The following is an 11,015-nucleotide window of genomic DNA, read 5'->3' as shown; positions in this document are numbered from 1 at the left end:
CGTGCTATTTCTCTTTGAATTTTATCAACTGTCGGAAGATTTTTTAAAGAGGCTTTCAAGTTGTTTCAACTCCTCTGACGTGTACTTACTTAAATCAGCCTTTTGTACAACCGTTTGTTTCATTTCCCCACTATAGTCAATCTCACGTCGGTCACGCCATGCATCAGGCTTTCTATTCTTTAACCAAAAGATGACGGCAGTTGTATCAGGTGCGACTTGTCGCTTAACTCTTTTTGTTTCAACATCTTGAAAGTCATCGTCTTCATTAACTTGTTGTTTTTCCACCGTTACTTCCTCATACGTATAACCTAATGCACGTTTTAGTAGTGCATTCTCTACTTCACGATCCACTACTTCTTTTCCACGACGTACAGCTTGGTCCATGATCAGATGTTTCTTTCTCCAATTATGAAGCGTAACGCGAGTAACACCCATGTTATAAGCAATTTGTTCATCGATAAAACCATCACGTGCCCATCCTTCCATTTTTAATAAACCTTCTTTGGTTAACCATCTTTTAATTTTCGTCATCACTCTCACCTTTCCCAAAATAAAAAAGCAGCGATGTTTCGCTACTTTACATTTGTTTTATTGTTTTTCCATTATTTCTTTTGCTTTCGCATAAATAGTAGCGCGTGGGATATGAGTCATTTTAGATATATCATTTACACTTAATCCATTCTCATCACGATGAAAGAACAAATTCATTGCCTGCTTAATTTGTTTCTCAATTTCAGGTGTAAAATCTCCTAATTGCCACGTTTCTAAATTAAATACACCGTTCTTCACAACAACATATTTGGTAGAAGCAAAATTTTTATGCTTTGCTTTTAACTGTAAATAAGCCAGTGTTTCTTGACGTTGCATCCTTTTTAAAGCTGGAATATGTTTAATCATGGCTTCTTCAATATCTTCTTGCTTGTCCGAATATACACCGTCTTTATAGATGTGTAGGATATTTGTGCTCTTACAGATATGATGTTCATTTATTAGAAAATCCCCGAATTTTTCATGTTGGAAGGCGCTCTTTATGTAAAAGGACTCCTTCATGAATGCTTCATCACGTAAAATTATATTTAATTCATTTTGTTCAACAGGCTCTTCCAAAATATAATTATTAATAATGGAAATGGTCTCTTTAATATCGTTTTTAGCCATTCCTTGAGATTGCAATTTTAATATATAAGTAAACAATTTATCATTTCGCCCATCACCTTCAGTCATTTTGGTGAGGTTCGGATTTTTCTTGTTGTACGGATATAACCAACTTGGTAATGGATCATATTCATTTGATTTTCGTAACCATCTACGAGTTTCACCATTTATTTTAAGTGGATCGGCAGTGTTTTTTATTCCTAATTTATAATCACAAAGTAGCCCGATATTGGAAAACCACTTTATTTTATTTGCTGTAATGTCATAGCCTTTGAAATAAAAATGCATACCATTTGTTGTTTCTAATACGGAGCATCGAATATAAAAGAAGCAAATTGTAGATGTACCTGTTGTTCTTGAAAACCATACTCGCCTTGTAATGAATGGATAAATTGCAGGACACTTTGATGTGAAACCAACACTCTTTTGGAGTGCCTGTTGAACCAGAAGTATAAATAATATATGCCGCATCATATGGGGTGTGTTGACTCTGTAGTTGTTCAGTTACTATTTGTTTAGAGAGTGTTTCATACATAATAATAGACGTATTTGATGAATTGCATGGCAGATTCGTCTTTTGATTCGTAATGATATGTGTCGATTCACTGTCTTGCAAAATGAAATGGATACGATCTACCGGGAAATCTGGATTAATTGGTACATAAGTACCACCTGCTTTTAACACATCTATCATGGCCACAATGGCATCAATACATCGATTCATGAGGATACTTACACGCTCTTGTTTTTTTAATCCTTTTTGTAATAATGCCTGTGCAACTTGATTGGACTGTACCCGTAATTCTTGATAGGTAAGAATATGTTTTCCTATTGTCATTGCAATACAAGAAGGATTTTTATTTGCTTGTTCATCAATAAGCTGATCTAATGTTTTCGAGACACTATAATTTGCAAGACTTCTATCAGTCTTTTGATAAAGTGCATAATCTTGTGGCAAAAGCAAATCTACATCTTGCAAAGGGACATTTTTATTTATAATAAGCGTCTGCATAAGACGTTGAAATCGTTCTACATATGTTTGAACATCTTTTTCAGTATAGAATGCTGCATTATAGTCCAGTTCAAGCTGTAACTGATCCCCCCTCTGTTTGCATCATTGGCCATACCATATGGAATGCACTTACTCGTTTTTGATGGGTAATCACTTTTGTCTCTAACCCCTTCATACGAAATGAAGGGAATTTTACCATATTAAATACAGTTGGGTACAAATTTGGATTTATTTGTTTTTTTGTCGCACTTAATTGATTTATCATATGCTGAACAGGATATTTTTTATGTTCTAGCGCTTCCCGTACCAAAACATCTATTTTTTGAACAAGTTCTAGAAAAGTATTTCTTAATGAGAATTTAACACGCAAGGGAATTGTATTTACAAAGTAGCCAAATACGTTTTGTTCCTAGGTATTACGCGCTCTCGTATTAATTGGCATTCCTACTATCAAATCAGTTTTGTTTGTCATTGTATGTAATAAAACAATCTACATATTCAGTAATACGCGATATGTACTAATATAATGTTTTTTGGAGAAATCATGAACGGCACAATTGAGATTATAATTTAGTATCGTTTGATAAGCTCCTTCCTTATACGAACCTTTCAAAGGTTTGGGGATACTTAAAGGAAACTCACTCCACGGCAAAGGCCCCTCTAATTTTTCATGCCAGTATGTTTCATCAGTAACATAAGAATCTGTTCCAATGTAATTCTGCTGTTTATATAATAATTTTTGATATAAAGTGATAGTAGAAGGCCATTCTACTTCATCTATTACATTAGAAGCAAAGGCCTCTTCTAAGTCTTGTGAAAATAAACCTAAGCTCCATCTGTCAAACATAATGTGATGAAATACCATGTGGAGCAAGTGTTCATTTTGTTTTAACTTGAACGATCAAATGCTTTATGAAGAGCCTCCTGCAATGCATTGTCTAACATCAAAACTTTCTCTTCCTCCCTATAAGCACACCAATCATAACACGGCATTTCTACCTGTACGTCTTCTTGTATGATTTGTTTAGGGCCTTTTGATGAATTGCGAACATGCAGCTGTAACGCCGCGTGTTTATTTACAATATACTGTAACGCTTTTTCTAATTGTTGAACGTCTAACACTCCTTCAATTTGAATCGAAAATAGTTCATGATATAGACCTGTTTTTTCATCAATTTGATGCGCTAGCCATAATGCTTTTTGATTTTCTGTAAGCGCGGATTGCTCATCGTTTTTATATGTGAACTTTTTGCTTTAAAAATCGCTTCATGATTGTCCCTCCTAAAAATATGGAAAATAAGAATAATAATGTTCATATCGTTAGTCCCGCCCATTGTAGAATTTCCATTTAACATCTTATATTCGTTATATTAAAATGCTATGAATGTTAAATCCTCCAATTGGCAACTATTTAACACAGCTAATATAGTAACTTTTTTTGAAAGAGGAAATTTGTTCTTTCGCAAAGCCGCTAGATGAAATATGGACTTTAATGGTTACAACCAACAATTCAATGAACTAATTTTCGGTTAAATAGCAATCTAATCGTTAAATTAGTTCCCCATCTTGACTTGCTTCTTTATTTATTTTTATACGTACTAGTACCAATCAATTCTCTTACTTTTAAAGTATTGTCTTTATTTTTCACTTCACGGTAAGTGTTTACTTTTAATATAAAGTCTGTTTTTTTTATAGTATTGGTATATATATTAACAATATCATCACTTATCTTTCCGAATAATCTAACAATAAGTTGGTCGTTTTGTAAATTAGTTTTGATATATATCGGTGTATCAGTATTATTTTTAAATTTAAAATCCGGACCATTATCAGCTACTGTCGCATCTAACCCCGCAGGTACATAACTTACTTGATGACTATGATTTATTCTAGATAATATATCCAAGTTCGCTAACAAAACGGCATTGTATAAGGTACTTGAAACTTGACATACCCCGCCGCCTGCTGCCTGAATTAACTTGTTATTTAGAATAACCGGTGCATTTTTATAGCCATGGATTTGATCGGTTATTCCGACAATGTCATTAAAGCTAAATTCTTTGTTTGAAGGTATTATTACACCATTCAATTTATTAGCAGCTTTTTCTATATTTTCTCTTGTATTTTTACTACGACCAATAAGATCTGTTTTAAATTCAGACATAGTTTTTTTTATATTTATCTTCCTAATATCCCGATTGGAAATATTCGGATAAATATTTGTGTATTTTACGACTACGCTATCTGTTCCTTTGTAAATCGCTTCAATTATATCCCTTTGTAACCTAGTTATGTTAATTTTTTTACCTACTTTTTCATCTACATAATATATTCCAGAATTCGTATCATTCATTTGTATTGATGCATTAGTGGGATTCTCTTGAAATTTAGTAAATTGGTTAGAGATTAAATTCTGTAATTTATTATTATTAATTTTTGGTTCTAACTTATAATTTATTTTTCGAAAGCCTATCTCTGCTGTTAATTTTTTGAGCCATCCACTCCATTTATTTTCCACTTGTTGATCAAAAATTTCTTGTATTACATAATTAGAATCATACATAATTCCAAGTTCTTGATACGTATAAGTTTGTTTGGTTTTCTCTAATATAAATGTTAACTTTTTTTCCATTAAAGAGTTGATATGTTTTTGATTTATATTTGCTAATTGTTTTCTATTTAATCCTCCTACATCTGTTGCCTCAATTTGAGTGTTTGGTAATACAACTTCATTTAAAAGTTGATTAACTGTAGAAATATAATATATTATTTTTAAACTAATAAGTATTATTAATAATATTGTGAAAATAAAGATTAAAAACTTAGTTCTTTTTATTTTCTTTTTTAAAATCAAAGTACTATTTTCATCTGGCATATTGATCACTATCCTTACACAATGTTTCTCAAATAAGAAGATCTGGAATCGATTCTTATCTCATTCTACTTATTTGAGGATACAGTGTAAAATTCAAACAAATGATACAAACCATCATTTTAATTGATGGTTTGTATCATTATAAAATGGATCAGAATAAGTATTTTGGTTATTACTTTATATGAAATTTATTAATAAATGCATATAGATTTTTTGAATGAACAGTTAAGTCTATGTCTGGATGTTGATTTCAATCTATATTCAGACATAGGCTTAACCACTAATTTATACGATACACAAATAGGTCTTCCTTGTTATTTATATACTTGAATTTCTTTTATAAAATTCCTCATGGTAAGTCCCACGTTTATGCTTTTATTTCTTATAAAAATGGTTGTGATTTTATGAAATTCCTTTGGGATTTCATGACAATAGATATTGGGAATACTAGAATATAAGCCCACAGCTGTTGCAGGCAATAGTGTAATGCCTAATCCGAGGGACACACTGTGCAAAATCATTTCCAGCATATTAAATTCCATAAACTTATTATTGAAAAAACCTTCGTTTTCAAGCCATTTTTCTAACATTTTTCTATAGCCGCAGCCTTTTCCAAATACTAAAAATGTTTCATGATTTAAATCTTTTATTTCAAATGTAGGTTGATTTGTAACCAAAGTGAGCGTCTTGCTGGTAACCTCATATTGCTCAAATGAGGGATTTTTTATAGGTCCTGTTACAAAAGCACCATCTAACTTGTAATTTAGTACATCTAACATCAATTGATTACTCACATCGGTTTTTAGTGTTATATCCACATTGGGATATTTCGCATAATATCCTGCTAATATCATAGGTAAAGGGTGTACAGTATCTACTGTTCCTATGTTTAAAAGCCCAACAGAATATTCATCCTTAAACATATTATTTAGTTCCTCAAATTCTTTAAGGATTTTATCAACCTTTTCAAGAAATTTTTGTCCATCTCCTGTTAAGGAAATGCCCCTAGCATGCCGATGAAATAAAATTGTATTTAGTTCTTGTTCTAATTGTTTTATGTGTGCAGTTACATTGGATTGCACATAATTCAAACTTTTTGCAGCCGCGGTAATATTTTTAATTCTAGCTACTGTTTGAAAAATTTTCAAATCTCTAAATTCCAAAATTATCTCCACCTTGTTCATGTTCTAACTGTATTTGAAATTATTTATAAGTTTATTCTCTGTTTCTTAACATAATTAGATATATATACTTAGAATATGTTAAACATAGAAATGTTAAACGTCTAACTATACATGAATTTTACGTAACAATAATTTACACAAGCTCATATAGGTATTTATATATAAAAATTATTATTTCATAGACATTAAAAATGGACCTTAAGGATACTAAAACATCCCGTAATAGAGAAAAGACTCTAATAGATGATGCTTATCTGTATTTTTTTGTACTAATAATTGTTTTAACTTCTAAAATATTATAATTTTATTGTAAAATGTGCTGGCTATTGTGTGCCTCACCAATTATAAGAAAAAGTGAGCGTTATTGTATAAGGGTATTTTGTCTTAAAAATAGACATATTCGGTACATAATTTGTGCGTAGTTACTTAATAATAAGTCTACAAAATTATTTATTATGAGGGATTTGTTTATGAAAACGTTTTTATTTCCAGATAAAGAACCTAGACCTAATCAGAAGAATTATATTGGTGTCCAAATAAATTTTTCTTTGGATGAAAATCTTGAGTTCATAAAATATGAATTTGGAGATGCTCCGGATTTTGTAATAAGAAGAATTCAGAAAGAAAATAATCAAACCTTAGCATTGGTTTATTTATCGGAATTAACTGATAAAAAAGACATTAATGATAATATTCTTAAACCTCTGTTAAGGGAAGATTTTAAAGCTGAATTAGAGCTAATTATACCTCTTGGGAATATTTCTAAGGTTCAATATCTTAGTCAAATTCAAGAGAGTTTATTAGAGGGAAGTGCAATTCTTCTTGTAGACAAATCCCCTATTGCATATAAACTCGAAATTAAGGGTGGGCCCAATCGAGAACCCTCCGATTCTAAGAATGAAATATCTATAAAAGGTACACATCAGGGATTTGTAGAATCTGCAACTAAAAACATTGCTTTAATACGAAATTATTTGCCAACAGCTAAACTAAATGTAAAGTCTACAGAAGTTGGTAAAGAAGGAAAAACAAAAATTTATGCACTTTTTTTAATAGAAAAAATTGATTTTGAAATTACTGAAGAGATACAAAGAAGATTAAATAATATTAGAGTTAATTCTATAGTGAATACTGGAGAATTAGTTAAACACATTGAAGATAATCCGTATTCTCCTTTCCCCCAACTCTTACTAACTGAGAGACCTGATACGACAGTATCTCATTTATTGGAAGGGAAATTTGTAATAGTTGTTGATCATTCTCCAAATGTATTAATTGGACCAACTAATTTTCTTGATTTTTTTAGAAATATAGATGACCGCAGTACTAGGTGGATAATAAATTTTATTCTTCAATTGTTACGAATAGTAGCATTTTTCTTGGCGCTTGTTTTACCAGCTGCATATATTGCTCTAATTTCATTTAATTTTAGTCTGATACCTGTCCCATTATTTTTATCTATAGCAGAATCCAGGGAAAATGTTCCCTTTTCAGCTATTGTAGAAGCTATGATTATGGAAATAACTTTAGAAATGATGAGAGAGGCGGCCTTACGCTTACCTGCTCCTATTGGACAAACCATGGGCATCGTTGGAGGAATAATTATAGGACAAGCTGCTGTACAAGCAGGGATTGTAAGCAATATCATGATTATCATCGTTTCTATAACAGCTATTGCATCGTTTACTGTCCCAAATTATGATATGAGTTTAGCAGTTCGATACTTACGTTTTCCTATGATGCTGCTAGCCACTTGGTTTGGAGTTGTAGGTATTATTGTCGGTCTTATGACATTATTAGCACATATGTTAAGTATTCGTTCTATAGGTACCCCCTATGGTGTTTCATTTTTACCCATAAATATTTGGAAGCTCAAAGATTTCATTCTTAAATATAAAAATAGAGCAAAAGGTGACATATAATGTCTAAAATCAATAATGCGGATACACTTTCTTTAGGCCAATTTATATTTATTGTTCATGGAGCTCAAGTCGGAACGGGAATTCTTTTTCTCCCCCGTACATTAGCAGAAAAATCGGGGACTGATGGATGGTTAGTACTGCCTCTTTGTTTTTTATTTTCTACGTTAGCCAGTATAGCTTGGGTTCAAATAGCTCAGAGATACTCCAGACAGCTGTTGAATAATAGAATAAATAAATTTATCAGGATATTCTTCACCTTTATCTATACTGCATATTTTTCATTTTATGCGTGGTTGGTGTTACTAAACGGAATGCTCTACATCAAAGGGAATTTACTTCCTAAAACACCGGATTTCCTCATAATATTATTATTTTTAATCCCTACTTATCTCGTCGTTTCTCAAAATGTATATGTATTAGGACGTTACTGTGAGATTGTATTTTATCTTACAATCTGGATTTTAATGTTATTTTTAATTCCCTTAAAAGAAGGGAATTCGCTACACATGTTACCTCTTTTTAAAAATGGTATTGATGGAATTTTGAAGGCTTTTCCTCAAGCTATCTTTCCATTTACAGGATTTGAAATAGTATTCTGTATGTATCCATATTTAAAAAGAAAACAGGATGCGACTAAAGGGGTGATACTTGCTAACAGTATAACAATGCTTTTTTATATTTTCATGACAATTTCATGTTTTATATTTTTTAGCCCAGATGAAATAACATCATATAACCAACCCGTATTAAGTATAGTAAAAATTATTGAAGTTAGCTTTTTAGAAAGATTCGACTTAATCATTATAACTTTATATTTATTTGTGGTTTTTACTTCATGGACTCCATATATTTATGCCAGTTTACTATGCATCAGTAATTTAACTAACCAACCACAAAACAATATTCATATCTCAATTTTCTTTTCTCTAATTATTCTAAGTGTTTATTTGATTCATCCATCATGGAGTCAAGCACAAAGTTGGACGAACTTAATTTCATATATAGGATTAGGCACAGCTTATTTATTTCCTATATTCATGTTTATAGTAATAAAATTAAAAGGTGATACTTAATGATACGAAAAATAATATTCCTCCTTTCATGTCTACTATTACTTACGGGTTGCTACGATCAAACATATGTTGAGGATGTTGCTGCAACATTAATTGTAGGAATTGATTTAGATAAGCAAAATAACCTGCAAATATACGTAGTAAATCCTTTAATAAATAAAGATCAAAAACGAAATGAGGAAAAACATTATAGCACAGATACTACGGTTCGAATGGCTAGAGATAAGTTTGATACTGTAGATCCAGGAATTATTTCCGGCAGTAAAATACAGATTATACTTTTGGGAAAAAAACTTCTTCAAAAAAAGAATTGGATAAGATACTTAGAGCCCTTTTATCGTGATCCCCAAAATACTATGACGGCCAAGGTTATTGGTGTAGAAGGAAAAGTTTCTGATATTATCTACTCTCGCTCCCATAAAAATAACTTTCTTGCAGATTATTTGACTAAATTAATTAGAACAGGCAATGCAAGAAATGCTACTGTTAAAACAACATTTAAAGAACTGTATAGACAAGTTAAGGATAAAGGGATAACTCCGAGTATTTCTAGTATAAAAAAAATGGAGAATAACAAAGTGAAAATTACAGGAACAATGCTTTTAGATTCTCAAAATTTGTTTCAATCAAATTTAAATCCAAATGAAAATAAATTATTAACCTTATTACAGGGGAAGGTACAAGGCGATTATCCATTTACTATAAATAATCCATTCCAGTTAAAAAATAAACAATGCCTTAGTATTTCTGCACAAAGAATTGAAGTTGATAAAAAAGTATCATATACCAACCGTTTTACTTTTAATATACAAGTTGATATGGGGACGGAAATCATTGAAGAATTCCCTTATTCTGATACACCAATGAATAGTAGAGAATTAGAAAAAGCTATTTCGAAACAATTAACAAAGGAAATAACAGAACTCATCAAAAAAATTAAACATGCGAAGATAGACCCTATTGGATTAGGATTATATGCTCGTGCATTTCAATATAAAAATTGGGTCCCTCATGAACAAAATTGGGGATATGAATTATCTAAAGCAAATATAGATATAAAAGTAAATGTAAAAGTAAGAGATGTTGGAAGTATTAAATAAAAATTTTAAATTTAGGTTAGTATGAACTGGACAAACAAAAATTCAACAAAAATACTCCTGGTGACAATGTAAATAGCACTAGCGAAAAAGAAACTATGAGTAAAATACAGAAATACATTCTTGATTTACATCCAGTATCTGATAGTGCTGAAAAAGAAAGATGCGGGGTGCTCTTAACAATTGTGGAAAATTAGAAAATGATAGAGACCAATTTTACAAAAACACAGCAAATAACAATCGATTCCAATTATCGGAAATAGGAATATGATAACAAGAAAGTGATAAATGGCATTTTATTGATACAAAAGAAGAAAAGAAAACCCGTTGGGTTCAGCTTGGAGAGAAACGTTATTACCGTAGCCCTAAAAATTGTATAATGGCTAAAAGATTTATAACAATTGATAGGAAACCATATCAGCTTAATAATAGTGGAAATACATTTTTTTCTGATGGCACATACAAAAAATGTATTCGAAAGCACACAAGATTGTCGATTTTGGGCCTTTTAGTGAACAACCAGTAATATGGGATTACTATCTTAATTGGAATACCCCGAACACAAACCACCAATAGAAATTAAGATATTATGTTAACAAGAATGCTTATCAAATCATCAATAAATAAAACAATAAAGTATTAGATGTTTTATAGTGAAGGAACAGCAAATTGTTTAAAGGTATATGTTCGGAACAAA

Annotated in this window: 8 protein-coding genes and 2 pseudogenes; 3 read left to right on the top strand and 7 right to left on the bottom strand. The window is 31.0% G+C overall.

What is annotated here, in order from left to right; genetic code table 11:
* Positions 1-24 precede the first annotated feature (24 nt).
* The 7 genes and pseudogenes from M1D66_RS28275 to M1D66_RS28245 all read right to left on the bottom strand — a co-directional run bounded on the left by M1D66_RS28275 (position 25) and on the right by M1D66_RS28245 (position 6,205).
* Entirely contained in the window at positions 25-531 is a 507-nt protein-coding gene (locus M1D66_RS28275) for a hypothetical protein (protein ID WP_242555307.1), read from the bottom strand.
* A 57-nt stretch (positions 532-588) separates the two neighbouring features.
* Positions 589-729: pseudogene (locus M1D66_RS28270) on the bottom strand (recombinase family protein); the annotation flags it as partial.
* A gap of 688 nt (positions 730-1,417) precedes the next feature.
* Positions 1,418-2,167 (bottom strand): AMP-binding protein, encoded by a 750-nt coding sequence (locus M1D66_RS28265; protein WP_242555309.1) that lies wholly within the window; start codon positions 2,165-2,167, stop codon positions 1,418-1,420.
* A gap of 70 nt (positions 2,168-2,237) precedes the next feature.
* Positions 2,238-3,014 (bottom strand): annotated as a pseudogene (locus M1D66_RS28260) (condensation domain-containing protein).
* A gap of 41 nt (positions 3,015-3,055) precedes the next feature.
* Positions 3,056-3,343: a hypothetical protein gene (locus M1D66_RS28255; protein ID WP_281976291.1), complete on the bottom strand. Its 288-nt coding sequence runs from the start codon at positions 3,341-3,343 to the stop codon at positions 3,056-3,058.
* 403 nt (positions 3,344-3,746) lie between these two features.
* Positions 3,747-5,042, bottom strand: coding sequence for a VanW family protein (locus tag M1D66_RS28250; RefSeq protein WP_242555310.1), 1,296 nt, complete (start codon positions 5,040-5,042; stop codon positions 3,747-3,749).
* 314 nt (positions 5,043-5,356) lie between these two features.
* Positions 5,357-6,205, bottom strand: coding sequence for a LysR family transcriptional regulator (locus M1D66_RS28245; RefSeq protein WP_242555311.1), 849 nt, complete (start codon positions 6,203-6,205; stop codon positions 5,357-5,359).
* Positions 6,206-6,696: 491 nt separating this feature from the next.
* Here M1D66_RS28245 and M1D66_RS28240 point away from each other — a divergent pair, with 491 nt between their 5' ends.
* From M1D66_RS28240 to M1D66_RS28230, 3 genes are read left to right on the top strand one after another with little or no spacing between them, the layout of a single operon-like run.
* Positions 6,697-8,148, top strand: a complete 1,452-nt coding sequence (locus M1D66_RS28240; protein WP_242555312.1) for a spore germination protein — start codon at positions 6,697-6,699, stop codon at positions 8,146-8,148.
* Positions 8,148-9,221, top strand: coding sequence for a GerAB/ArcD/ProY family transporter (locus M1D66_RS28235; RefSeq protein WP_242555313.1), 1,074 nt, complete (start codon positions 8,148-8,150; stop codon positions 9,219-9,221). The genes M1D66_RS28240 and M1D66_RS28235 overlap by 1 nt, the downstream gene beginning before the upstream one ends.
* Complete coding sequence (locus M1D66_RS28230; RefSeq protein WP_242555314.1) at positions 9,221-10,321, top strand: Ger(x)C family spore germination protein; 1,101 nt, start codon at positions 9,221-9,223, stop codon at positions 10,319-10,321. Before M1D66_RS28235 ends, M1D66_RS28230 begins: the two co-directional genes overlap by 1 nt.
* Positions 10,322-11,015 lie beyond the last annotated feature (694 nt).

Source organism: Bacillus sp. PK6-16 (assembly GCF_056530295.1).
This window is presented reverse-complemented; position numbering and strand designations above follow the sequence as displayed.

Coding starts and splice junctions, on each gene's coding strand:
- M1D66_RS28275 (WP_242555307.1), bottom strand. CDS start 531: ATGACGAAAATTAAAAGATGGTTAACCAAAGAAGGTTTATTAAAAATG.
- M1D66_RS28265 (WP_242555309.1), bottom strand. CDS start 2,167: ATGCAGACGCTTATTATAAATAAAAATGTCCCTTTGCAAGATGTAGAT.
- M1D66_RS28250 (WP_242555310.1), bottom strand. CDS start 5,042: ATGCCAGATGAAAATAGTACTTTGATTTTAAAAAAGAAAATAAAAAGA.
- M1D66_RS28240 (WP_242555312.1), top strand. CDS start 6,697: ATGAAAACGTTTTTATTTCCAGATAAAGAACCTAGACCTAATCAGAAG.
- M1D66_RS28235 (WP_242555313.1), top strand. CDS start 8,148: ATGTCTAAAATCAATAATGCGGATACACTTTCTTTAGGCCAATTTATA.
- M1D66_RS28230 (WP_242555314.1), top strand. CDS start 9,221: ATGATACGAAAAATAATATTCCTCCTTTCATGTCTACTATTACTTACG.